Source organism: Bacillus sp. SH7-1, assembly GCF_008042405.1.
Taxonomy (GTDB): domain Bacteria; phylum Bacillota; class Bacilli; order Bacillales; family Bacillaceae_G; genus Bacillus_A; species Bacillus_A thuringiensis_N.
In genome coordinates this window covers 1-24,180 of record NZ_QNUD01000017.1, presented here as the reverse complement: position 1 = coordinate 24,180, position 24,180 = coordinate 1, and the positions used below count along the sequence as shown (strand labels likewise).

Here is a 24,180-nt window from a genome sequence, read left to right as displayed (position 1 = left end):
TATGAAACTACTTTTTCATCTATAAATATCACCAATCAATTCATCCATGCCTTCTTCAGTTATGCTATCCATAACCATCATAGTTTCTTTATGAGCACATAAAAAAGCAACAAATCCATCAATCTTCTTTTTGGACTGTCGCTTACTTGGGGCTTTCATTCCATTGATATTTGTTACAACAACAACATTAAGAGCGCAATAAACAAATAAAGGATTATCGGTCATTATGCGCTTTTCATAAATAAGTATTTCTGAATCATCCATCATCGCATTCATAACGTTAGGGTACTGACCTACAGAAATGCATTCAAGACCAAAATTCTCAAGTTTTTCAATTAACTTTTGAGACATAGCTGGATCATAGTTTATTTGTTGTACATCATACAAATTTAGGCATTCCACAATATAATCCATAACCTGGTCTTGGTTTATCATTTTACCATCACAAAAAGTAACAAAACCACGTTCAACCATATCGGTATATGGAACATTATCTTCTTTTTCACGATGTTCGATATCTTCATTAGGTACAAAATACATTTGTTTAACTTTTATAATAGACTTTCCATCTTCGGTATAACCAGAGTTAGGAAAATTCAGGCTCACACATGTTAAATCGGTTGTTTTCGATAAATCTAAACCGATATAGCAAGTTTCACCTGTTAAATCACCTAAGTCTTCCACAAGAACATGTTCAACTTGCCCTTGCTCAAAGAAATTCTCAGCTCCATTTACAAATACATTCAAATGTTTAGAAAGAAACTCGGCTTTTTTATGTGCTGAACGTGATGCTGAGATGAATTCTGTTTCAAGTGCACTCATCGTTACAGACACACCGATATTTGGGTTAACCATTGCCCAAACATTACGGTCGGTCCAATCATAATTCTTGTTAGGTTCGTATATCATGACGAAACTTGAATCATTATCATCACGTTTCAATACTTCTTTCGCCTCACGATATACTCGCATACCAACCGATGAAGAACCTTTACCAGCCGTTGATATATTAAACATAATCGGCTCAGCACGAGAAACCTGCGCTGATTTAAAGTTATCATATTGATCCATATTTTCTTGAGCATGAAGCTCATCATTTAAAATGAAGTGTGGATTGGAACCCTCAATGGATTGAATGTTTTTACTCATTACAATAAATTGGTTCTGATAAGCTAAATCATCACGAATATAATCATATGTCACACTCGAGATGGTACCTTTTGGCCCTTTATAAATATGTGAGCACTCCATTAATACATCATGGTTCATAATTGTTGCTGCAAATGGCTTTGCTGCATATTGAGCCTGGTTAAAATCACTCGCACAACAATAACAATCGGCACTAAGTACTCCTTCACCGTACATCGCATATCCAAGAGCCCCAACACCAATTAAAGTTTTACCATTCTTCTTAGGAACCTGAATATAAGCTTCACGAGTAACTCGGACAATTTGTCCTTTTTCATTTTCATGAACCCATCCATAGATCCAGGAGTAAGCAAATTTCTCCCAATCTTCCAGGATAAAAGGTTGGCCAGCTAAATCACCTTTCGTATGACGGACAAACGTTTCAACCCAATCCATCATTTCATTTGCACGGTCCACATCGAACCAAATATCTTTACGCTTTTTCCATTTATAATAACGATCTACCATTGCTTTGATAGTATCGGGATATTTTTTAGGGTTCTTTCTTACTTGTTTTGCATAAATATCTGCATAATTAACGCCACGTTCAATCATGTAGCATTCCGCCATTTCGAACGATGTTTGTCTAATGGACTTACTGTAGCTTTTGGTTTCTGCAACTCTTCATCTTTTCTTACAGAAGAGCCACCAGTGATTTGTCTACCTGCTTTAGCTCTATTTGTAAGTCCCAATAAATCTAATGCTTTGGTTTTCTTATCAGACCAAGTTTCTACTTGCTGTGCTAATGGATGCTTTGAATTGTTTGTAGCACCAGCTTTATTTGTATGTTGCTGCGTTGCCGGAAACCCTTTTTCTTTCCACTCGATAAACATCGTCATATAAACTTCAAATATATCTAAATAGGATTCAATTAATGGATCTAAAGTAAGGGTGTAAATATCTGCATCACGCATAATTTTTAATATCCGATTTTTCTCAGCTTCTGTTTTATCGGCAACAATTTTTTGACGCTCTTTTTTCGTAGACATTTCACACCCCCCTTTATTTTTTAAAAATGTTGTCTAACGATAGAAATGCCCCCTACGCTACCTATCCTCCCCAGAGGACAAATTTTAATTTTTGACAGGGGGGCTTCCAAAATAACTCGGAAAAACTTTTTTCGGTTTGTCTTCATTTTCTTCAATAGTATGACAAACTGGACAAAGTAATCTGAGGTTATTCTCCTCTAATTTAAGTGTTTCATCTTCTTTGATTGGTATTATGTGATGAACATGAGCACGCCTACCAAAGACGAACCCTCCACATCGTTGACAGCAGCCATTCTCTCTTTCGTATACTTTTGACCTGACATACTTCCATGTATCAGTACGATAGAATGGTTTGTTCTCGTGATGATAGATGTTCTTCTTATCTTTCCTCTTCCTTGGTTTGTTACGCTTATGTTCCTCGCAATAACGTCCCTTGCTTATCTTGTTACGGCAGCCATTGAAGTCACAGTATTTCATGACAGTAACTTAATGATGTCTTCTTTCTTTTTAACATCAGCTGGAATCTCAATACCTAACTCATCAGCATACTCACGTAATTCTTTTACTGTCATGTTGCTTAGCACTGGTACTTCACTAACCACTGTCATATCCTTACCGTTTGCTAAGTCCACACCCATAATCATACTCTCGGGATTAACAGTCACTTCGAATCCTGGTTCTTCACCAGTTGGTACAAACAAACTTCTCTTTTCTTTTGAGTCCCAATACTCTGTACCTGATATTGTTTTTCTAATTTCAGTAATCATTTAAGTTTACTCTCCTTTTTATTCCAAAATAAAAGCATCCACTATGTGGACGCTTCGTGTTACTATAGTTAAGCTATATTAATTCGGATCGATATGTAAGTGAAACTAATGGAAAATAAAGAACCTAAGCAAGAATACGATTTAAGCAAAACATACACATACAAAGAGCACCCTGATAAAATTAGTGGTCGCTGTGATAATTGTGGCAATACCGCATTCAAAAGTTCCATTAAAGATTTCATCTTCTTAAGAGAATGCCGTCAATGTGGTATGAAGAAAATCATATAGCCCCATCCAAGGATTTTTTCTTTGTAAAATAAAAAGCACTCGATCATGGATGCTTTAAATAAGGGACTGTTTACTTTTTCATAGAGTTCTTCAAGACACTATGTCCATAATTTAATTCTCCTAATATTAAATTAGAGAATTGCTCAAATCGCTCAATGTCTTTTGTATGTTCTGCAATAACAAGTTCAAGTTCCTGAATTTCCTTTTGAATATCTTGATCCTTAGTGCCAGCATCTTTCTGTTCTATCTTCATTGTATCTAATCTATCTTGCAATTCACCAGTGAAGTCTTCATTTACTTTCAATGCATCTACAAATGCTTGTGCTTGTAATAAAATCGCTTCATCCGCCGTTATAAGTTTTTTATATTCTTCTCTACGCTCCAATTTAGTAAAGAAAATTCTAGCAATCAAATTGAGGTATAAATATTTAAAAGTGAATATAAATCTATCTTTAGCAGATGTCTCTCTTTTTATAGGATTTAAATCTACTTTTGGTAATTCACCAGTTTCTTTGTTTGGACGTGGTATCTCATTTGGCATATAACAATTCTTAGGAATATCAAAACTCCTACATACATTAGAAATAGCATCATTTTCAAATGTAATATCAATAAACTGGTGCGCAAATTTATTTCTAACCCTTTGTAAATAAGTAATATTGGATTTTTCGTTTATTGATATTAATCCTAAATAATAGGACATTTGTATTTTCGCATCAAAAGTTGCTAATACTCCATTAACTCTAAATAAATCCTTTTCAACACTTTTAGAGTTAATAAGAAAAGCTTTTAATAGTTCGCCTAATAATTCATCTATTATAGACCCACTAACCAAAACTAATCCTCGATCACTACTATTCTCAAGTTCTTTTTCAAACTCTTTAAGAGCTTGTATGTATTGATCCCTTTCTCCAAAACATTTAAACAATTCCTGTATTGACTGATTTTCCATATTATCACTCCTCTCCTACAATCTTACCATTTCCCTACAAAATGAGGGAATTCCCTACAGATTTTTTAATACCCTTCTCTATTTACCAGTTGTCCTATCTAACACTCTTGTTTTTCTTCCAATCACTGCAAAATCTGTTTTATGACTATACGTACTATATCAGTAACTGGAAGAAGAGCAAAAGCTCTCCCTTCAGTACCATATATTTAACTCAACCTATACGATTAAAAAAAGCATCAATCGTTGGTTTTGTAAACTCAGCAACCGTTATTGCCGTAGTTAGCACGATAAAAAATACAACTACACTCATGCAATCACCTCCTGTTTTTCATCATACAATAAGAGATGTTACAAATATCTTTAAATTAAATTATAAAAATATTAACATTCCATTACAATTCTTTACAATGCAAAAAGCACCCCCGAAGGAATGCTTCTTTTTTGAATTTATTAACGTAAACCTAAAATTCTCAATCCATCTTGTAGGTATTCGTCTAATGGTAGTTTCTCAGTCATTTGATTAATTTCAATACTTTTTGTGTTCCACCCTTGAAAATCAAAAGCAGCTCTCTGTTTACGATAAATCTCTTGTGGTATATCCTCTTTATCATGGTCTCTATCCCTTCCAAGGTACATAATAACTTGAAGGGTTTTTACTACTTCGAAATCTAAACCATCTAAATATGCATCTAATTCTTTTTCTCTTCTTGATAATTCTTTTCCTTCTGGTGAGTTTCTAAACTCTTCTCTTTTTCTGAATCCATCAGGAGTCGTGCTCATACTTTTCATTCCATATTGATCATAATAAACCCTATGATCACGAGCTAGTCTTATTACATCTGAAAATACAACGTTTAATTCTTCGAACATTATTTTGCCTCCTTTTTATGCACAACTATAATAAATTCGACAAAATGGTAAGTTCACCTTTATAAATCATTCGTCATTTATCGACAAAAAGGGCAACCGTGCACCAGTTGCCCTTTCGTCAATTTCTTATGTTATTACTATAAACCATATTTTCAAGAGTTAACATTCATAAAACTGGGTGTCAGTAAAGTGCAAGTTCTTCAGCGAACTTTAATCTCTTTATTATTTCAGCATGTTTCTTATAGATATAACTAGAACTGTAATTCATATCCTCAGCTATCTCTTCTAATGTCATGCCATCCACATACTTCATTTTTAACACTTTATTTTCTAATCCTTTGAACTTACTAATTAGCTCCAATAAGTCATGCATTGCATTCATTTTATGTGCCAATTCATATTCAATCGCTTCAATACGTTCTTCTACCTTCGCACCTTCCGATTCAGCAGTTAAACGTACTTCTCGCAAATCACCACTGATCCAGCGTTTTAGTTCAGCTTTTGTTTTGTCTAAGTTGTAAACTAAGTACTCAATATCTTCTTCTAAATTCTGATAGTCTTTCAGCCAGTCAAACAAATGATGATTCACCTACTTTCTATTTAAAAACAACAAATCTCATAAAACACGTTTATTTTCGTCTCTAATACGTTTTACCATCTACACGATCAAATATATTAAGAAAGAAAAACAACTTAGTTTTTTCTCAATCTGATAAGCCGTTTTTTCGGCAAAATGAAATTTAATAACGTTTTTCGATTAATATTCGCATTCTGGTAAATGAATTAGATATTCTTCTTCATCTTCAAAACATTCTAAGCATTTTTCACAGTGATACATATGCCTCTCATCCTTTCGTATCCTGAGCCGAAGCCCAGAACAAAAATTTATTCAGCAATCGTTTCTTTATCAACAATCTTTAATTGACCAGGAGCAACTTCTGTTGTTCCATCCTGTTTAACGTTGTATTCCATCCCTTCATGCGGTTCTTCATAGAACTCATCAATCGACATTTGAGAAGGCTCAAGAATGATATCAACATTTCCCCCAGCGAAAGGATAAAGTTGATTTACTACACCTTTCGCATCACGTTTTACATTTAATTTAATTGCTGTTTTCTTGCTATCACGTTGAATATTTACGAACTCCGCACCAATTGGTTCAACTTCACTTTTCTCCACAGTTAGATGAACAATAGTACCTGGCATTTTCAATAATTCATCAGCATGTGGAAGTTCATCACTTAATACGTGAAACTGTAAAACTTCCTTTTTATCATCCTTTTGCATTTTCTTGAATAATACGTTCAAATTTACCTTTGTCATGGTTTATTTCTCCTTTATTTGTTTAATTTTCATCAAATGACGCCTTTTTTTAGATACTCACGAGCCATATATAAGAAATGATGATATATGTAATTACCGGTTGTAGCTGGCTCAATAAATACTGTTGAGAATCCATATCTCACTTCAAATGTTTTTAAGCTACCAAGTAACGCTTCAGGTTTGTATTGGCTTCGGTATTCGCCTTTTAATATTTTGTGATAGCCTTGTAGATCTTCCACAAGTAGAACAAATGGATGCTTAGCAGCACGAATTAATTCATTTTCAAATCTTGTACGGTCTTTAATTGATTGAACCAATTCATCTACACCATTTTTTCGTTCTACCCCAGCACTTAAATAAATATCTCTTGTAATGCCCATTTCAGGATTCTTAGGAATTACAGCTGAATAATCGGCCGTATCAATTTTTCTAAGTCTGAATGGAACATTTTTTTTACGAAAATAATCAAGTACATGTTGGTTTTTCTGTTCCCTTGTATCCACCATAATTTCTAATGTATCCAAGATCTCTTTTAGTTCAATATCTGAATATCGATAATGAATTACTGGCATTTATTTCACCTTCCTAAAGTGCAACATTGCACAATTGAATATTTCTTGTGAAAGCTCGTCCGTTAATTTATTTTCATAGTTAGCCACAGATTCTTTTACATATAACCAACCATTAAGTGAAAAGTTTAAGGTTAATTCCATGACCAACCTCACAGCGGCTTCATCATGATTAAACCAATCATTTATTTTTGGATTCATGTCCTGCTCAACACCGATAAAAAAATTAATAATTTTATCTATCGTTTGTTTTACCGCATGATCTTGGTCCGAATAATTACCTTGTAAATATTTAATAATCCGTAGCTTATATTCTTTAATAACTGATTCAACTTCTGGAGCAATCTTTTCATGGTTCTCAATATATAAGTCATCGCCATCAAGAACGAGCTTCGCTCCCATCGATTGAACATCAGCACATATCTGTTTTGGATGCATATTACACCTCTTTTTCTAAAAGGGTTATCAAGGGTTACTAAGTTTCCCATTCAGTAACCCACTACAAAACCAGTCGTATCAAGGGTTCAAGTCTCATTTGGGTTATCAGGGTTACTAAAGTTACTCGTTTTTCTATTAAAGCCCTATATATATATTATTTTTTATTTATTTATTTTCTTATAGGCTGTTATAGGAAACTCAGTAACCTTAATAACCCATAAGCTATAAACTATTGATATAACAACATTTGTATGGGTTATTAAAAAATAAGTTCAGTAACCCTTTAGTAACCCAACATCAAATCTTTTTCCTATTTATAGGAGTTATTTTGCTTTCTTCTTTTTTACCGTCTGTTGTAAATAAACTCGCGCTAGCATGATTATTTAATGTCATGCCAATAATGAAAGTTTTGTTTTTTGCACCTTTTTCTTTTTTAAATCCTCGAATTTCTAATTGGCGATAAAAGGCACGGTTCTTTAAATCCAATTCATTATTTTGATAACACCACTTTGTATAATTTTCATATAGTAGCTTTGCTTCAATTCTCTCTGTAGGATGTACCGTACAATTTTCATCAATGAAAGGCGCCAATATATCCATATCTTCACGATATTCGGCTGTTGCTGCCTTCACGGCTTCAGGAGCACGCAACCCTTCGGCCTGCCACTTCATGCAGCCTTCCACTGCCCAACGCAAAACGCCTGGCATTTCTTTTGCTAATTTATCTGGTAGATCATAATCAATCTTGTCTTTCGGTATCGTTACGGTAAATGGAATAAGCATAATCCTTCTCCAGATACCTTCATCAGATCCTTTAACGATTGGCTTATGGTTGGTAGTGAAAAACACTTTAAACTCTGGTGTGAACTCAAAGTATTCCTGACGTAAGAAACGCGCTGACATTTTCTCACCACCGGTGATTTGTTTAACCAGGGCTTCAGATAATTGTTGTCCCTCTTCACTCTCAACGGCTGATACAAAACGCGCTCCATCAAGTCGGGCCACATCGTTATTGATTCCTGAGTCATTTCTCTTTTTCAAGAAAGTATCACTGTTCGTTTGCCTACCATAATCACCAAGTAAATCTTGAATGATATTGATAAAAGTAGATTTACCATTTCGTCCATTACCGAATAAGAAAAACATTACTTGCTCTTTTGTTACACCGGTTAATGAATAACCGATTGCTTTTTGCAGGTAGTTAATTAGTTCATGATCCGCTTCACCGGTATGTGTTTTAAAAATACTTTCTAAGAAGGTTTTCCAGTTTGGACACTTAGCATTTCTGTCATACTTGATTGGAGAAATCTTTGTTAATAGCAAGTCACGGTCATGCGTTAATAATTCACCGGTCTTTAAATCAATAACTCCGTTATCACAGTTAAATAAAAAGTTATGAGCATCTAATTCTTTCTTTTTTACAGATACCATCGGTCGTACATCCAATATGCTGTTTATCCGAATGGACCGTCTTTCACATTTCTTTGCCCAATCATGCAGCAACTTTGATTGATATTTATCTTCTGTAGCCTTTGCTTCTCCATATATGGCTCTTAGTGTTTTAGCTGTGATAGCTTCAATCTGTCTTTTACTATCCTCATGCCAATGCTTACCGTTCCATATGAGCCATTCCAGCTCATTACAATATCGGACATTCTCGCCATGATAATATGCAATACGCTCCGCATTCCCTAACTCAGTTAAATGAAACTTTGGTGCTTCATCGATAATTTCCTCAGTATCTTCAATTGAGTTATCAGAAATATAAACCTCATACTTTTTCTCTTCAGGCGGTTCATAATCAGCTATTGTGGAAGGAGTTGAAAGAATTGCTGTATCAATTGTCATTTGCCCATATGTACGACCATCACTTGAATGTGGTTTATCCCACTTCTCACGAAGTAAGGAAGATTCTCTAAACATTGAATCCATCTTTGCAGCATCTTTATCTGTCCAAAACGCTAAATGATTACATAGGGCCATATCAGTTGAAGAATGATCACCGTTAATCAACATGCCCTGGAATAAATCTTTAATGGATGCACCGCTTTTACTGTCAAACATTCGCTCCCATAATTCCGCATTCGATAAACTAGTAATATCTTCACGTTCGAATGAAGTGGTGCTTTGTTTCTTTTGAGGCTTTGGCTTTTCTTTCAAATACTTCTCAAATAAAACTTTTAATTCATCTGTTCTATCTTCCACGGGAACTTGATCTAAGCAATCACCGGTGAAGGTGAAGTACCTTCCATGCCTATATACTTCCAATCCGATATCAACATTTTTTCGTCCTGTACCTGGTCCTTTTAATGGCAGCTTACCTTTTGCAATAATGTGGATGCCATCACCACTTGGTGAATATTCCGTGTAACTATTTACAGTTTCAATAACATCCTCAGCTAAACTTGTAAGAGCACCTTCTTGGATACAATGGTCAATATCAATTCCAATGAATGGATCATCCTTTGAAAACATGAATCCAATCCCGTCATAATCTCCTTGTTCATAGAATTTTATGATTGTCGGAAACGTTGACCAGCTCCGTTTATTATTTGATTGAGCCATTTCCCCATTGATTTGATAAGGAACTTTTGTTTTCTTACCGCTTCTTACTTCTGACCGCCATAAGATCCAATGAGGAGTGTTTTTAAGCTCTGCCGGTATTTGATTAAATTTATATCTCATTTGATTTTCTCCCTTTGGAAAAGGGAGCCGTTAGTAGCTCCCTCCTATTTGAATCTTGTTAATTAATTTTTAGAATGGAATATCCTCATCTGAAACAGTGAATCCAGTACTCGGCGCTGCTACTTCAGAAACTTTAAATCCTTTTACCTCTGGATATTTTTTACCGTTATATTCACGCTCACCTACTACTAAACGTAATGGTTTATTTAAGAAAGTATCAGCCCATTCTTTGTAGCTACTAAATTGCATTCCATCCGGGAATTGTGCCGCTTTTGATGCTGCTTGGAATCGCCACATTGCTTTATCTGTAACAGTGAAATTATCAAATAGAATCTTTTGACCTTGGAATGGTTGGTCCACATCGCTACGAATCTCATAATCAACGATTACTCGGTTATTACCTGACTCTGCTTGCTTTAATTCATAATTAACAACCGTTACTTCATATTCACCTGGCTTAATTACCTCAAATTCTGTTGCTTGACTATGATCTACTTTAAACATTATTTATTCCTCCAATTTTTTAATATGGTATTACAGCAAGGATGTTGTGCGGATGGAGTGCTTCTCCATGACCTACAACTAAAATCCCTCTGTATTTTTCATAGTGATAAACATCAACTTTTTGCATAAATTGACCCGCTAACTTTTTTTGAATTTCAATAAGTTGCTCTTGTGTCATTCTTTTTCTCCAGATTTACTAAAGGGCTGCAATCTCTCTAAAGCAACGCTTAAGAATTTCATATTGAAATCTTCAAGTTTTTGATTAGTTTTAAATTCAATTTCAGAGAGCATCTTAGTTGCATCTTCACTCGTACTAGCAATCTCTTTAATTTGTGCAATAAGATTATTTCTTTCTTTTTCTTCCTCACTTTTTACATCAACACCTAACTCAAGCCATTTGTACAATTTGCGACCTACTTCAGCAGTAATCTTCTGTGGATGTCCTTCGAACATTTGCGTATTATCCTTTGAAGTATCCGCTATATGATCAATATCGATTACAAAATTTAGCATGAATTCATATTCCATTTCATCCTTTTGTACCGGCTTAGTACCAACTTTACGTGGAGCCATTTTCCCTTTTGCATCTGGTTCTACTACATACTCAGTTTTAGTTCGTAAAGTTGCTAAAATATGAACATTGTTCTGAGTTAACGTTTTTATTAATTTAGTAGTTTCAGATGAAAGCTTGCCCCAGTTTTGAAATGAGTTACCAGACATTTCACCATGAGTTTCTATAATGCCACCTTCGCCTTGCCAGTTATGTGACAAGGAATCGATGATAAGTACCTCAGCACCAGCATTCTTCATAACTCGCACTGCTTCGTTATATCTTTCAGTTGTGTATGGTGGAGTGAAATTAATATGAAGGAAGTTCCCTATTTTCGTTTCCCCATACACAAGACCTACATGAAGTTTTGAGCGTTCATGCTCTGTATCGATAACACCAATCTTCTTCCACAATTCTTCTTCTGATAAGTTAGGATATGCTTCTTGCATCATCCCAAAAGCTACAAGTAACGAACTACCTGTTTTACCAGAACCACTACAACCGATAAATCCAATTACTGCTTTCATCTTTTCACGTTTTGCTTCTGTTACTTGGAACATTTAATCACTCCACCCCTCTACTCTTCCTAATAAATAATCTGTTGATACACCTAAGGCGGTTGCTAAATCACTTAAAACATAAATGGTGGGTCTAGAATCTCCAATTTCATAATTCGAAATTGTACATCTATCTTTATTAATCTTTTCTGCTAATTCCTGTTGAGTAAGGTCTTTCTTTTTTCTTATCTCTCTAAGTCTTGCAGGAAACATAATATTTACCCCTCCGCCATTTTCTTTAAAACAAATATTGAAGCTTCAAAGTCCTTAATTTTGCCTTCAATGTCCTTAATGTTTTGTTCAAGGATTGGCTTTCTTTCTATTACACGCTCTAATTTGCGTTTACAATCGTTTAAATTACCTTGTTCCACACTTAATGACTTTTCTAATTCTTCAATAGCAGCATTCAAATTACTCACCTGCCACTTTCTTTATGGAATGAGACTCTACATATTGTTTGATGCAATCTATTTCATCGTGTATGTAATCACCATCAATATCTCGGTACTCTTCACCAAAATAGATTTCTTTATCGCAACTTCGACAATGATCCATCACGTTATTGAATGAGGAGTCCTGACGGTTCCCTATTACCATTGAATTTTCGACCATTTGGTATCCCTCCAATTTCCTCTTCCATTCTTTCTTGAGTGTAAAGAGAATAATAGGTTACATGGTCATTAATAAAGGAAACTTCATAAGGGTAATACTTGGATTCACGTTTTAGTATTAACGGCTTAATCTGAGATTCATCTAACAATGATTCCAATACTTCATTTTTTAGATGTACTTCCTTTCCATCAATCCTAATAATTCCATGTTCATTTTGTGCTTCTCGAATAACTTGTACAGCTTTAGCAACTTCTTTAATACTCATTGATCTGCCCCCTTTACATGAAATCAATTCATGCTATAATGACTGTGAATTTTGTTTTTCTAAATCACCTGTTGGCGCAGGTGGTTTTTCTTTTATACCGCTTTAAAGCATTCAACATTTTGTTGCTCAATTAAGTAATCCACTAAATTTTCTTTAAGTACGACATCCTGGCCAAACATAAAATACTTATCATCTTGCTGAATTTCACAACCATAAACATCTTCAATTGGATGATCAGGTTCCTTAATCGATTCCTCTTCAGCAATGTCTTCCACAAATATCGCATCAATATTGCTCATACCAATGTGAAGCGGTACTTTTCCAGTAATACCTTCCCATTCGATTTTTGATAATGCACCAAAACTATTGTTAAATGTTTTAAATTGCGCTGCCGTAAAACTAACCTTTGCACCTGATTTAAAAACCAATGTTACTTCCTTCAATTAACTCACCTCCCTTCGATCTATAACCTCACGGTTCATTTCATATATTCTGCGCTTCGCTTCTAATTCCATAGCTAGTAACAATGTAGGACTGTTCTTCGCTTCAGCACATCTTCTTCTTACTTCATGCCCTTTCATAATTCTTGTTACGGATAATACTCCGTTCATTTTTCTTCACTCCTTTTATATGTTCTTTACAAAGAATTAATTGTTCTTTATAAAATGACAAAGTTCGACATTTTTAAGACAAAAAAATAAGTACTTATTTTTTAATGTATTGATTGTTCCTTTATCCACATCAGTAAAAAATGTTCCGTTTCAACCGCTGGGAAGTACCATTTCCCACCTATTTTGTATTTTGAAAAACGTTCATCATAAAAGAACCTCTCCTTTATGGTATTTTCACTCATACTTGTTTGTTTACAGAGCTCTTTCATATCCCACAAGGTCTTTCTTCTTTCAATTTGATCCAGCCGCTTTTTTAACTCTTCCAAAAAACGTTGTTCAATAATTTGGTTATCTAATTGAATGTTAAGCATGTTCTCACCTTCTTTCACGCTAAGAAAATTCGACATTTTCTTTTCAAAAAAATTGAGGATTCCTCTTCGTCATCAACTACCTTTAAACGGTAGTTTAGTTTAAAAAAAATTCATCATCATACTTTCCATCATTAATAATAGGTAATCGAATATTATCTGAGGGCATTTTATATACTATAGATGCTTTCTTTAAAACATGACCCGGAATCGCTGTAATTCCTTGTTCGTAATTACGTAGGGTTTTCCCAGTTACATCAAGTAATTTCGCTGCTTCTTCTTGTCTTAATTCAGCATTAACTCTAGCGGCTTTTAATGTTATCTGAATCATATCATTACCTCCTTTCGTTAATTTCTACATTCAATATACTACCTTTAAACGGTATAGTCAATACCGAAAAGTATAAAAAATACCTTTTAAAAGTATTTATCCTCTTTACACAACTACCGAAAAACGGTAATATATAATTAGAAAGCGAGGTGATACCAATGAACGCTCAACAACGAATGAAAGATATTATGGCAAATAACTTAAAGGAACATGCTAATAAAAAAGGTGTTTTCCAATCAGATTTAGCCAAAGACTTAGATTTACCAGAAACAACCGTTTCTAACTGGTTCAAAGCAAAAACATATCCAAGACCAGATAAAATACAACTGTTAGCTGATTATTTTAAAATCAATCGATCTGACTTAACTGAAGATAAACCTTCAAATATATATGAGGCTCCTATTCATCCAGTAAAAGTACCTATTTTAGGAAAAATAGCTTGTGGATTACCTATATGCGCTGAAGAGAACTATGAAGGATATCGTTATGAAATGCCTGATATTTTACCACGAGGTGAAGTATATTACCTAGAAGCTAAAGGTAATTCAATGGAACCTACTATACCTAATGGATCTTTTGTTTTAATTAGAAAACAAGATGATGTAGAAAATGGAGAAATAGCCGCAGTTCAAGTTAACGGAGATACCGAAGCAACTTTAAAAAGGGTAAAGAAGCAAGGTGATGTCATCATATTAATGCCTGACAACACTTCATATGAACCTTTAATCATTACAGCTACTACTCCCGCACGAATAATTGGAAAAGCAATACGTTTTACAAGAGATCTTTAAATTTCTAGCGCTAGTAATTTAACAACAAAGAGTAGGCGACGGTCTACTCTTTTTAAACAAGCAGAAAGGAGTTCTTAAATGGCTAGTTTCCATAAATATCGAAAAAAAGGATCGAATAAAGATTCTTGGGAATATCGAATACGATATAAAGATTTAATTACTCAAAAATTCAAAGAGAAATCCAAAAAAGGATTTTCAAGCAAAGCGGAAGCAAAATTAGCGGCTGAAGAAATGGAACGACAGTTACGTGAAGGCACTAATCCAACTGGCGAATCCATGAAAGAGTACCTCATTACATGGCTAAACGAATATAAAAAAGGGACAGTGGCAATAAATACGCTTCTCTCTCATCAGAACAATATAGAAAAACACATTATCCCTTATTTTAAAAACATTCTTTTAAAAGATTTCAAACCAGTACTATACCAAAAGTTTATTAATTCTTTAGTCGATAACGGCTACAGTAGACGTACCATCGAAATTGTCCATGGGACTATGAATAACGCAATGGAGAAAGCTATAATTCTAGAGAAGATAACTAAAAACCCTTGTATAGGAGTAGAAATAAAAGTTAAAGCAAAAGAGTCTGAAGTGAAATTTATTGAATCGGATCGAATTGCTGACTTTTTAAGGGAAGCTTATAAATATGATTATATTTATTGGATTTTTTATAAAGCTCTTATTGAAACAGGGATGCGAAAAGGTGAAGCTGCAGCACTCCAATGGACTGATATTGACTTAAAAGAAAAGACAATTACTATTAATAAATCATTGGATTTCAGATTAGCTTCTAAAAATCCTGAGCTAATGTTTGGAGATACAAAAAACTATAATTCAAAACGAACTATCACTATTAGTGAAGGACTCTCAAGTGATTTACACTTTCATAAGAAATATCAAAACCAAAATAAAATCGCATTAAATGATTGCTACTACTTTGAATTTAATTTAGTTTTCTGTAGAAACGATGGAAATTATTTACCTAAGTCCAGTCTTTTTAATTCTTTCTCTAGGATTTTAAAGAAAGCAGATTTACCATCATTACCTATTCATTCATTACGTCATACACATGCTGTATTACAGCTTGAAGCTGGGGCAAGCATGAAGTATTTACAAGAACGTCTTGGACATGGCAGTATGCAAATTACTGCCGATGTATATTCCCACATTAGTAAGAAGCTAGATCAAGAAGCAATGGCCAAATTTGAGGAACATATGCGAAATATCTTAGAGTAATTTTCAAGATATTTGTGGGCATTTTGTGGGCAGCAATTTTAAGTGCTCAAATTATAATTATTTTGCCCACATAAAAAAACCCTCAACACGTTATGTGTCAAGGGTTTAAGTCTCTTAGTAAAGAGACATATATTGATCGCGTTCCCATTGGTGAACTTGTGTTCTAAAGATATCCCACTCAATCTCTTTCGCTTCGATGAAGTGCTCAAGTAAATGCTCACCTAGTGCACCACATACTACTTCATTAGATTGTAATGTAACTAACGCTTGCGCTAATGTTGCTGGTAAGTCAACGATACCTGCTTCTTCACGCTCTTCTTTTGTCATTACATAGATGTTACGGTCTACTGCAGCTGGTGGAGTTAATTTGTTTTTAATTCCGTCAAGACCTGCTGCTAATAATGTAGCCATTACTAAATATGGGTTTGCAGCTGGGTCAACACTACGTACTTCTACGCGTGTACTAATACCACGAGATGCAGGAATACGTACTAATGGGCTACGGTTTTGTGCAGACCATGCTACGTAACAAGGAGCTTCGTATCCAGGTACTAAACGCTTGTAAGAATTTACAGTTGGGTTTGCTACCGCTGTAAATGCTGGTGCATGTTTTAAAATACCTGCGATGAAGTGACGAGCATCATCACTTAATTGTAAGTCACCGTTTTTATCGAAGAATACGTTCTCACCATTTTTGAATAGCGATAAGTTACAGTGCATACCTGAACCGTTCACACCGTATAATGGTTTTGGCATAAATGTTGCGTGTAAACCGTGTTTACGAGCAATTGTTTTTACAACAAGTTTGAATGTTTGAATGTCATCACATGAGCGAATTGCACTTGCATATTTAAAATCAATTTCGTGTTGACCTGGTGCAACTTCATGGTGAGACGCTTCAATTTCAAAGCCCATCTCTTCTAGTTCAAGAACGATATCACGACGACAGTTTTCCCCTAGATCCATCGGCGCAAGGTCGAAGTATCCACCGTTATCGTTTAATTCTAATGTTGGATTTCCTTTTTCATCTACTTTAAATAGGAAGAATTCTGGCTCTGGTCCAAGATTGAAATCTGAGAATCCTAAAGCTTCCATTTCTTTTAACACACGTTTTAAATTGTTACGTGGGTCTCCATCAAATGGAGTGCCATCCGCATTGTAAATATCACAGATTAGTCGAGCTACTTTCCCTTTTTCAGCTGTCCAAGGGAAAATTACCCAAGTGTCTAAATCAGGATATAAATACATATCAGATTCTTCAATACGTACGAAACCTTCAATCGAAGATCCATCAAACATCATTTTGTTATCAAGAGCTTTCGTTAATTGTCTCACTGGAATCTCTACGTTTTTAATTACTCCTAAAAGGTCTGTAAATTGTAAACGGACATACTTTACATTCTCTTCTTCCGCCAAACGGAAAATATCTTCTTTTGTGTACCTAGCCATTATAAATTCCTCCTTAGTCCCTCTAAACACCTTCAGAATCAGTTCTCTTTAGTGAAAAAACCTTGAAATGTCACCTTGTCGCAATGAAGTTCGATTAAATCTACCTGTATGTTGTAGTTCGTCTCGAAGTATTTTGCGAAGCTCAGTTTTTGAAATTTCTTTCGTTTCTTCTTTTACTTTCACTGCTTCTGTTTGATTTTCTTTCATTAGTAACACTTGTTTAATACCAGCCATATTCAAGCCTTGATCTAATAAATCTTTAATCTCTAACAACTTATCTACATCGTTAAATGAAAATAATCTACGATTCCCCTTTGTACGGGTTGGAGAAACAAGATTATGTTCTTCATAGTAGCGAATTTGACGTGCAGATAATTGTGTTAAATCCATAACAATACCAATAGGAAACAGCGGAGCAGAACGTCTATCTTCTTTCATTGTTTCAGTTCCTCCTTCGCCTTAACTGCTTCTCATTCTATACTATGTTATGTTTAGTGTCAATAGATGTTAGCTTTTCTTACATGATTTTTTATAAATTTTTTCATTCTTTTTTCTAATGAAACAAATCATTACTTTCACGCGAAAAAAGCTGTCGAAATCGACAGCTTCCCTTTAAGAAATTGTTAATAATTCCTTTTCAATTAATGCATCAATTGCAGTACAAATCGCAATCTTCACATGTGAATAAGTTAACCCACCTTGCACGTAAGCGACGTAAGGCGGACGAATCGGACCATCAGCCGACAATTCAATACTCGCACCTTGAATAAACGTTCCCGCAGCCATAATGACATCATCTTCATAACCCGGCATATAGTTCGCATATGGAGTGAAGTGAGAATTAATTGGAGATGCATATTGAATCGCTTGGCAAAACGCAATCATACGATCTTTATCATCAAATTGAACAGACTGAATTAAATCTGTTCTTGGTGCATTCCATGCTGGTGATGTATTCATTCCTAACTTCTCTAAAAATGCAGCTGTAAAAATCGCACCTTTTAGCGCTTGTCCCGCTACATGCGGCGCTAAGAAGAAACCTTGATACATTTCTTGCAGACTGTATAAAGATGCACCTGCTTCCGCACCGATTCCTGGAGATGTCAAACGATATGCACACGCTTCAACATACTGTTCTTTACCAACAATATAACCACCAGTTTTAACAATTCCACCACCTGGGTTTTTAATAAGCGAACCTGCCATTAAATCTGCACCAACATGACATGGCTCTTGCTCTTCAATAAACTCGCCATAACAGTTATCTACAAACACAACAACATCCGGTTTAATTTCTTTTACAAACGCTATCATCTCTTTAATTTGAGAAATAGTAAACGACGGACGAGTTGCATAACCTTTTGAGCGCTGAATACCAATCATTTTCGTATTACTATGAATTGCAGCTGCAACAGCTCCAAAATCAACAAGCCCCTCTTCAGTAAGCGGAACTGCATTATAACCAATATTATATTCTTTAAATGAACCTACACCTTTTCCGCGTACACCAACGATTTCTTCTAACGTATCATACGGCTTGCCAGTGATGTACAATAACTCATCTCCCGGACGTAAAATACCGAATAAAGCTGTAGAAATAGCGTGAGTACCTGAAATAATTTGCGGACGAACAAGACCAGCTTCAGCTTCAAATACATCCGCATACACTTTTTCTAACGTATCACGACCAATGTCATCATAACCGTAACCCGTCGTCGGAATAAAATGCGAATCACTAATTTTATGTTTACGAAAACTTTCTAATACACGAAACTGATTACTTTCAATCACTTCATCCGCACGTTTATGTACTTCTGTAATTTGGCTCTCTACTTCTTTTACGATTGGAGCAATTTTTTCTCCATTTTTCAAACGATCAAACATTTTTATTTTCTCCTTCTTCCACTAAAAATCTCTTTAATTGCACATTAAGTGATGAATGAGCAAAAATATACCCTGTGCAATCATATACAAATTTATCTTCCAAAAACTCCATCTTTGTTAATAGCGTCTCCGTCTTTAGTAGCGTTAACAACTTACCTTCACTCGGAGGAATTTCCACTTGATAACGATTCATTTCTTCCTTCATTTTCTTTTCTATTGCTTCTTTTATATGTAATAGATCTTTTTCTTCAAAAGCACTAGTCATTAAGAAATCACTTTTCGGAAACGGAATAAAGTTTTGATGTAATTCATCTTTTTTATTATATAACGTAATAATAGGAATATGATTAATTGCAAGTTCTGACAATAATTGTTTCACTGTTTTCTCATGCCCTACATAATTCGAATCTGCAGAATCAACTACATGTAATATAACGTCTGCTTCACCAGCTTCTTCTAATGTCGAACGAAAAGCAGCAATTAATGACGTAGGTAAATCTTGTATAAAACCAACTGTATCAGTTAGTAATACTGTATAACCAGAAGGTAACGGCATCTTCCTTGTCGTCGGGTCTAGCGTTGCAAACAACAAGTTTTCTTCAAACGTATCAGCTTCCGTTAATCTATTAAACAGTGTAGATTTTCCCGCATTCGTATATCCTATTAATGAAACTTGGAATACTTTATTATCTTTTCTTCTTTCACGATATCTTTTTCGATGTTCCACAACAACTGCAAGTTGCTTCTTTATTTCATCAATGCGCGATCGAATATGACGACGATCCGTCTCAAGTTTCGTCTCACCCGGCCCTCTCGTTCCAATACCACCACCAAGACGTGATAAAGACAATCCTTGTCCCATAAGACGTGGTATTGTATATTGCAACTGAGCTAATTCTACTTGAAGCTTACCTTCCCTCGACTTCGCACGTTGCGCAAAAATATCTAATATGAGTTGCGTTCGATCAATTACCCTCGCATCTAATACTGAGGATAAATTCCGAATTTGACTCGGCGTTAATTCGTTATTAAATACGATAACATCCGGTGCTAATTCTTCAGTTAACATTGTAAGCTCTTCTAATTTACCTTTGCCTATATAAGTCGCCGGATGAAATTTCGGTCGTTTTTGCGTTGTAGACACTAACAATTCTGCTCGCGCAGTCTTCGCTAGTGATGCAAGTTCTTTCATGGAATGCATAAATTTTTCATCATCATCTTGCGGCAATTGACAGCCCACTAATATGACTTTTTCTTTTTCTTCCATCAAATATGTTCACTCATCCTTTTCGAAATTTAAACCTTCTAATATAATAGCAGAGGAAGCACATTTCATCTAGTTAGCGGGGGAGAAAATTCATGGCATGGGAGATTTTTAGCATCATAGGCACAATTGCTTTCGCTCTAAGCGGAGCCATTGTTGCAATGGAAGAGGATTATGATATTTTCGGGGTGTATATTTTAGGAATGGCAACCGCATTTGGGGGAGGTGCCCTTCGTAATTTATTAATCGGTTATCCGATTGTCGCGTTTTGGCAACAAGACATGTTATTCCAAATCGCACTTTTATCAATGACAATTATTTTTCTTTTTCCAAATAAATTAATTAGACACTGGAAAAAGTGGGAAAATATCACTGATGCTATCGGCTTATCAGCATTTGCCGTACAAGGAGCACTATATGCTCAGAAATTAAATTTACCAATTAGCGCCACAATCGTAGCAGCTGTTTTAACTGGCATTGGCGGCGGTATCATCCGCGATCTTTTAGCCCGCAGAAAACCTCTCGTTCTTCGAGCTGATGTATATGCTTTTTGGACGATTTTAGCAGGTTTCTTAATCGGCGCTCAAATTATTGTTAGCGATTGGGCTCTATACACCTTATTCATTTTAATTGTTTGCTTCCGCATGGTTTCTATTCATTACAAATGGCATTTACCGCATAGACGCATCGACACAAACGAACGTTCAATGCACAAATAGCAATCCAACCTCTTTACAGATTGTAAAGAGGTTTTTCTTTTCTAACGAGTTTTTCCTTACATAATGTTTATACTAATTCTCAAAGCGAGGTGAATACAAATGACAAACCATGTGAATAAAGGTGCTCAAAAAAGCTCAGTAGGTCAAATTAAACACGACCCTAATTCTGCACACGAAAAAAGCGCTAAAATGGAACGATTCCATAAATCTTATCAAGAAAACGCAAAAAAATAGTAAAAGCACTTATACAGAAAAAACAGACGCACAGTTTACGTACTGTGCGTCTCCTCTTCAAGCATCAAATCGCTACTTGATATCCCAATTAAATCATATTTATCATACGTATCCTCTTGTAACAACCGCATAGCCTGTGAACGAATCGATTTCTCAACTATATTCCGTACATATCGTCCATTACTAAACGATGTAATTTGCGACGAGTACTTTACAGCATGTAAATGATCTCTAAATTTCCATTCAGCCTCTTTCGATAACTGGTATTCACGCTCTTCATACATCCTCTTTCCAATTTCTAACAGCTGATTTACTGAGTAATCCGCAAATTCAATTATAAACGGAAAACGGGATTGTAGTCCTGGATTCAATGAAAGAAAGTGATTCATCTCTCTTGAATATCCAGCTAAAATCAATACAAAACCGTGTTGTTTATCTTCCATATGTTTTACGAGCGTATCAATTGCCTCTTTCCCAAAATCTTTTTCTCCCCCTCGGGCTAATGAATACGCCTCATCAATAAACAAAATACCTCCCATTGCTTTTTTTATTAAATCCCTTGTTTTTTGAGCTGTATGACCGATGTACTCTCCTACCAGATCCGCACGTTCAGCTTCAACTAAGTGCCCTTTTGATAGAATATTCATCTCAAACAATAATTTCCCTATCATTCTAGCAACAGTTGTCTTCCCTGTACCCGGATTCCCTTTAAACAACATATGGAGTACTTGCTTCTCAGACTTCAACCCTATTTCTTGTCTTTTTTTATTTACATAAATCCAAGCATATATTTCTTTTATTATCTTTTTTATATCATCCATCCCAACGAGCTTCCCCATCTCTTCTTCAATTCTTTGCAGCATCTCATGTTTCGTAGTAGTTTCATTTGAAATTACTGTTTTATTTTCTGCGGCCGGTAAAGAAATTTTCTTTCGATGATTTAACACAATGTTAATTTGATTATTATTTTTCTTTCGCATCGATTGTTCCATACTATCACCTCATTTTATCCACTCACCAAATATTATTATTCCTACCTCCCTTGTAAATGACTATTTTCAGAAAAGTTTGCTATAATATAAGAAATAATGAAGGTGGTGGGACTATGGAGACAACGGAATTCCATGATACAATACAAGCCTTTTCTATTTTTTTATTGAATAAAGGCCGAAAACCTTCAACCATTAAACGTTACGTTTATGACATTGAAGATTTTGGACATTGGTTAGAAAAAAACAAAAAGCTCCCTTCCAGTAATATATGGGCTACACTTTGTACAAAAGACTACGAAGATTACTTTTCCGACTTAAAAAAGAATCGACATTACTCAGAGAAAACGATGCACCGTGTATTTATTGTATTAAATAGAATGCATCACTTTCTAAACATCCCTAACCCATTAAAGGACATGGAAATTTCTATTCAACCAGATCGCACACTTCGCAATGAAGATTTCATTTCATCTGATGAAGAAAAAAGATTAAAACATATAGTCACTTCATTGGAAGGACTTTCAGAAAAACAACGTCCTGTGCGCCCTTTATTGATGGATCGTAATATCGCTATTTTAAACTTATTAATTGACTATGGATTATCCTTACAAGAACTTACAGCATTAACTATGCATCACGTCCACTTTGAAACTAACACATTATCTATCCCAGCAACCGCAGGGTTAGAAAGAACAATTACATTAACCAACGAAGACAAAAAACAACTATATGCTTATTACAAAAGTATCCCTGAACCCGTTCGTCCAAAATACCATAGTAATGATTCATTATTTATCGCATTTGATTTTAATCGCGGAACATACAGATGGGTATACGAAAATGATGCACCAAAGGGATTAACAGAAATCGCTATCCAAAAAATGATTCGCCTTGAAGTATCTAGAGCTAATTTACGCAAAGGAATCTCAGGACAACACTTTCGTAACACCTATATTTTAAACTTAATACAAAAAGAAACTCCGGAGTCAGAAATTATAAAACTAGTTGGGTTCAAATCAAAAATTTCACTAAAACGATATTATCAATACGCAGAAAATAGAAAAAACGCCTTATGATAAGGCGTTTTTTCTATTTTTTCTTCAAACATAAGGCGTTTTTTCTATTTTTTCTTCAAACAAACGATTTTACTATGACCATTTAACTAATTTTTGCATCTACTATGATGAGTTTCATTCACATTCTCATTAGAAAGGAGAGATTTAATGTCTCGTTATGACGACAGTCAAAACAAATTCTCCAAACCATGCTTTCCAAGTAGCGCTGGGCGAATTCCAAATACCCCATCAATCCCAATTACTAAGGCACAACTTAGAACATTTCGCGCAATCATTATCGATTTAACAAAAATAATCCCAAAACTTTTTGCAAATCCATCTCCCGAAAATATTGAAGATCTAATTGATACATTGAACCTACTAAGTAAATTTATTTGTTCATTAGACGCTACTTCCTCCCTGAAAGCGCAAGGATTAGCTATTATAAAAAACTTAATAACTATATTAAGAAACCCAACCTTCATAGCAAGTGCTGTATTTGTCGAACTCCAAATTTTAATTAATTATTTACTTTACATCACAAAGTTATTCCGAATCGATCATTGTACACTCCAAGAACTCCTTAAATTAATTGCAGAGTTACAAACTACTCTAGTTAATTCGGCTTCGTTCGGCAGAGGTCCTACCGGTCCTACTGGGCCTACTGGACCTCGAGGTAACACGGGCGC

At 35.0% G+C, this 24,180-nt stretch carries 33 protein-coding genes; 7 read left to right on the top strand and 26 right to left on the bottom strand.

Features of this window, described 5'->3' with window-relative positions; translation table 11 throughout:
- Positions 1-15: 15 nt before the first annotated feature.
- The 4 genes from DN390_RS16010 to DN390_RS15995 all read right to left on the bottom strand — a co-directional run bounded on the left by DN390_RS16010 (position 16) and on the right by DN390_RS15995 (position 2,944).
- Positions 16-1,743, bottom strand: a complete 1,728-nt coding sequence (locus DN390_RS16010; protein WP_147807786.1) for a terminase large subunit — start codon at positions 1,741-1,743, stop codon at positions 16-18.
- Positions 1,740-2,177 carry a P27 family phage terminase small subunit gene (locus DN390_RS16005; protein ID WP_147807785.1) on the bottom strand — a complete coding sequence of 146 codons (438 nt, stop codon included), beginning with the start codon at positions 2,175-2,177 and terminating at the stop codon, positions 1,740-1,742. Before DN390_RS16005 ends, DN390_RS16010 begins: the two co-directional genes overlap by 4 nt.
- A gap of 84 nt (positions 2,178-2,261) precedes the next feature.
- Entirely contained in the window at positions 2,262-2,654 is a 393-nt protein-coding gene (locus tag DN390_RS16000) for an HNH endonuclease (RefSeq protein ID WP_147807784.1), read from the bottom strand.
- Positions 2,651-2,944 carry a Rho termination factor N-terminal domain-containing protein gene (locus tag DN390_RS15995; RefSeq protein WP_147807783.1) on the bottom strand — a complete coding sequence of 98 codons (294 nt, stop codon included), beginning with the start codon at positions 2,942-2,944 and terminating at the stop codon, positions 2,651-2,653. Before DN390_RS15995 ends, DN390_RS16000 begins: the two co-directional genes overlap by 4 nt.
- A 108-nt stretch (positions 2,945-3,052) precedes the next feature.
- On the opposite strand from DN390_RS15995, the gene DN390_RS31180 reads away from it, so the two are divergent.
- Positions 3,053-3,232, top strand: coding sequence for a DUF8096 family protein (locus DN390_RS31180; protein ID WP_147807782.1), 180 nt, complete (start codon positions 3,053-3,055; stop codon positions 3,230-3,232).
- Positions 3,233-3,302: 70 nt separating this feature from the next.
- On the opposite strand, the gene DN390_RS15985 is transcribed toward DN390_RS31180, so the two are convergent.
- From DN390_RS15985 to DN390_RS15910, 17 genes are all read right to left on the bottom strand, one after another.
- Entirely contained in the window at positions 3,303-4,184 is an 882-nt protein-coding gene (locus DN390_RS15985) for an MltR family transcriptional regulator (protein ID WP_147807781.1), read from the bottom strand.
- Positions 4,185-4,634: 450 nt separating this feature from the next.
- Entirely contained in the window at positions 4,635-5,054 is a 420-nt protein-coding gene (locus DN390_RS15980; protein WP_147807780.1) for a DUF3775 domain-containing protein, read from the bottom strand.
- 181 nt (positions 5,055-5,235) lie between these two features.
- Positions 5,236-5,631 carry a sigma factor-like helix-turn-helix DNA-binding protein gene (locus tag DN390_RS15975; protein ID WP_147807779.1) on the bottom strand — a complete coding sequence of 132 codons (396 nt, stop codon included), beginning with the start codon at positions 5,629-5,631 and terminating at the stop codon, positions 5,236-5,238.
- Between the two features lie 308 nt (positions 5,632-5,939).
- A complete protein-coding gene (locus DN390_RS15970; RefSeq protein WP_147807778.1) occupies positions 5,940-6,377 on the bottom strand; it encodes a hypothetical protein in 438 nt (145 codons plus the stop codon).
- A 32-nt stretch (positions 6,378-6,409) separates the two neighbouring features.
- The gene (locus tag DN390_RS15965; protein ID WP_147807777.1) at positions 6,410-6,949 is read right to left on the bottom strand and encodes an ERCC4 domain-containing protein; all 540 of its coding nucleotides are present in this window, start codon (positions 6,947-6,949) and stop codon (positions 6,410-6,412) included.
- Complete coding sequence (locus DN390_RS15960) at positions 6,950-7,384, bottom strand: hypothetical protein (RefSeq protein WP_147807776.1); 435 nt, start codon at positions 7,382-7,384, stop codon at positions 6,950-6,952. It abuts the gene before it with no gap.
- Positions 7,385-7,681: 297 nt separating this feature from the next.
- Positions 7,682-10,069, bottom strand: coding sequence for a phage/plasmid primase, P4 family (locus tag DN390_RS15955; protein ID WP_147807775.1), 2,388 nt, complete (start codon positions 10,067-10,069; stop codon positions 7,682-7,684).
- Positions 10,070-10,138: 69 nt separating this feature from the next.
- Complete coding sequence (locus tag DN390_RS15950) at positions 10,139-10,573, bottom strand: DUF669 domain-containing protein (RefSeq protein WP_147807774.1); 435 nt, start codon at positions 10,571-10,573, stop codon at positions 10,139-10,141.
- Positions 10,574-10,592: 19 nt separating this feature from the next.
- Positions 10,593-10,751 (bottom strand): hypothetical protein, encoded by a 159-nt coding sequence (locus tag DN390_RS30660; RefSeq protein WP_179955755.1) that lies wholly within the window; start codon positions 10,749-10,751, stop codon positions 10,593-10,595.
- The gene (locus DN390_RS15945) at positions 10,748-11,683 is read right to left on the bottom strand and encodes a DEAD/DEAH box helicase family protein (protein WP_147807773.1); all 936 of its coding nucleotides are present in this window, start codon (positions 11,681-11,683) and stop codon (positions 10,748-10,750) included. The genes DN390_RS30660 and DN390_RS15945 overlap by 4 nt, the downstream gene beginning before the upstream one ends.
- Positions 11,684-11,893 carry a helix-turn-helix domain-containing protein gene (locus DN390_RS15940; RefSeq protein WP_147807772.1) on the bottom strand — a complete coding sequence of 70 codons (210 nt, stop codon included), beginning with the start codon at positions 11,891-11,893 and terminating at the stop codon, positions 11,684-11,686.
- A gap of 5 nt (positions 11,894-11,898) precedes the next feature.
- Positions 11,899-12,090, bottom strand: coding sequence for a hypothetical protein (locus DN390_RS15935; RefSeq protein WP_147807771.1), 192 nt, complete (start codon positions 12,088-12,090; stop codon positions 11,899-11,901).
- A 149-nt stretch (positions 12,091-12,239) separates the two neighbouring features.
- Positions 12,240-12,557: a hypothetical protein gene (locus tag DN390_RS15925; protein WP_147807769.1), complete on the bottom strand. Its 318-nt coding sequence runs from the start codon at positions 12,555-12,557 to the stop codon at positions 12,240-12,242.
- Positions 12,558-12,649: 92 nt separating this feature from the next.
- Positions 12,650-13,000: a YqaI family protein gene (locus tag DN390_RS15920; protein ID WP_147807768.1), complete on the bottom strand. Its 351-nt coding sequence runs from the start codon at positions 12,998-13,000 to the stop codon at positions 12,650-12,652.
- On the bottom strand, positions 13,001-13,168 hold the full coding sequence (locus tag DN390_RS30655; protein WP_179955754.1) for a hypothetical protein: 168 nt from the start codon (positions 13,166-13,168) through the stop codon (positions 13,001-13,003). It abuts the gene before it with no gap.
- Positions 13,169-13,269: 101 nt separating this feature from the next.
- Complete coding sequence (locus tag DN390_RS15915) at positions 13,270-13,539, bottom strand: hypothetical protein (protein ID WP_147807767.1); 270 nt, start codon at positions 13,537-13,539, stop codon at positions 13,270-13,272.
- A 94-nt stretch (positions 13,540-13,633) separates the two neighbouring features.
- Positions 13,634-13,867, bottom strand: a complete 234-nt coding sequence (locus tag DN390_RS15910) for a helix-turn-helix domain-containing protein (protein WP_147807766.1) — start codon at positions 13,865-13,867, stop codon at positions 13,634-13,636.
- A 158-nt stretch (positions 13,868-14,025) separates the two neighbouring features.
- Between DN390_RS15910 and DN390_RS15905 the strand changes: the two genes are divergently transcribed.
- Positions 14,026-14,658, top strand: a complete 633-nt coding sequence (locus DN390_RS15905; RefSeq protein ID WP_147807765.1) for a LexA family protein — start codon at positions 14,026-14,028, stop codon at positions 14,656-14,658.
- A 78-nt stretch (positions 14,659-14,736) separates the two neighbouring features.
- A complete protein-coding gene (locus tag DN390_RS15900) occupies positions 14,737-15,894 on the top strand; it encodes a tyrosine-type recombinase/integrase (RefSeq protein ID WP_147807764.1) in 1,158 nt (385 codons plus the stop codon).
- A 114-nt stretch (positions 15,895-16,008) separates the two neighbouring features.
- On the opposite strand, the gene glnA is transcribed toward DN390_RS15900, so the two are convergent.
- From glnA to hflX, 4 genes are all read right to left on the bottom strand, one after another.
- On the bottom strand, positions 16,009-17,343 hold the full coding sequence (gene glnA, locus DN390_RS15895) for a type I glutamate--ammonia ligase (protein ID WP_147807763.1): 1,335 nt from the start codon (positions 17,341-17,343) through the stop codon (positions 16,009-16,011).
- A gap of 48 nt (positions 17,344-17,391) precedes the next feature.
- Entirely contained in the window at positions 17,392-17,781 is a 390-nt protein-coding gene (glnR, locus tag DN390_RS15890) for a transcriptional repressor GlnR (protein ID WP_000656783.1), read from the bottom strand.
- Between the two features lie 174 nt (positions 17,782-17,955).
- Positions 17,956-19,227, bottom strand: a complete 1,272-nt coding sequence (locus DN390_RS15885) for a methionine gamma-lyase family protein (protein WP_147807762.1) — start codon at positions 19,225-19,227, stop codon at positions 17,956-17,958.
- The gene (gene hflX / locus DN390_RS15880; RefSeq protein ID WP_147807761.1) at positions 19,220-20,494 is read right to left on the bottom strand and encodes a GTPase HflX; all 1,275 of its coding nucleotides are present in this window, start codon (positions 20,492-20,494) and stop codon (positions 19,220-19,222) included. The genes DN390_RS15885 and hflX overlap by 8 nt, the downstream gene beginning before the upstream one ends.
- A gap of 92 nt (positions 20,495-20,586) precedes the next feature.
- On the opposite strand from hflX, the gene DN390_RS15875 reads away from it, so the two are divergent.
- Positions 20,587-21,210, top strand: a complete 624-nt coding sequence (locus DN390_RS15875; protein WP_000312265.1) for a trimeric intracellular cation channel family protein — start codon at positions 20,587-20,589, stop codon at positions 21,208-21,210.
- 99 nt (positions 21,211-21,309) lie between these two features.
- On the top strand, positions 21,310-21,444 hold the full coding sequence (locus DN390_RS31170) for a hypothetical protein (RefSeq protein ID WP_255443996.1): 135 nt from the start codon (positions 21,310-21,312) through the stop codon (positions 21,442-21,444).
- A 35-nt stretch (positions 21,445-21,479) separates the two neighbouring features.
- On the opposite strand, the gene spoVK is transcribed toward DN390_RS31170, so the two are convergent.
- Entirely contained in the window at positions 21,480-22,436 is a 957-nt protein-coding gene (gene spoVK, locus DN390_RS15870; RefSeq protein ID WP_097949158.1) for a stage V sporulation protein K, read from the bottom strand.
- A gap of 113 nt (positions 22,437-22,549) precedes the next feature.
- Between spoVK and DN390_RS15865 the strand changes: the two genes are divergently transcribed.
- A complete protein-coding gene (locus tag DN390_RS15865) occupies positions 22,550-23,512 on the top strand; it encodes a tyrosine-type recombinase/integrase (RefSeq protein ID WP_147807760.1) in 963 nt (320 codons plus the stop codon).
- A 147-nt stretch (positions 23,513-23,659) separates the two neighbouring features.
- A partial coding sequence (locus DN390_RS15860) for a collagen-like repeat preface domain-containing protein (RefSeq protein WP_147807759.1) occupies positions 23,660-24,180 on the top strand: 521 nt, incomplete at its 3' end.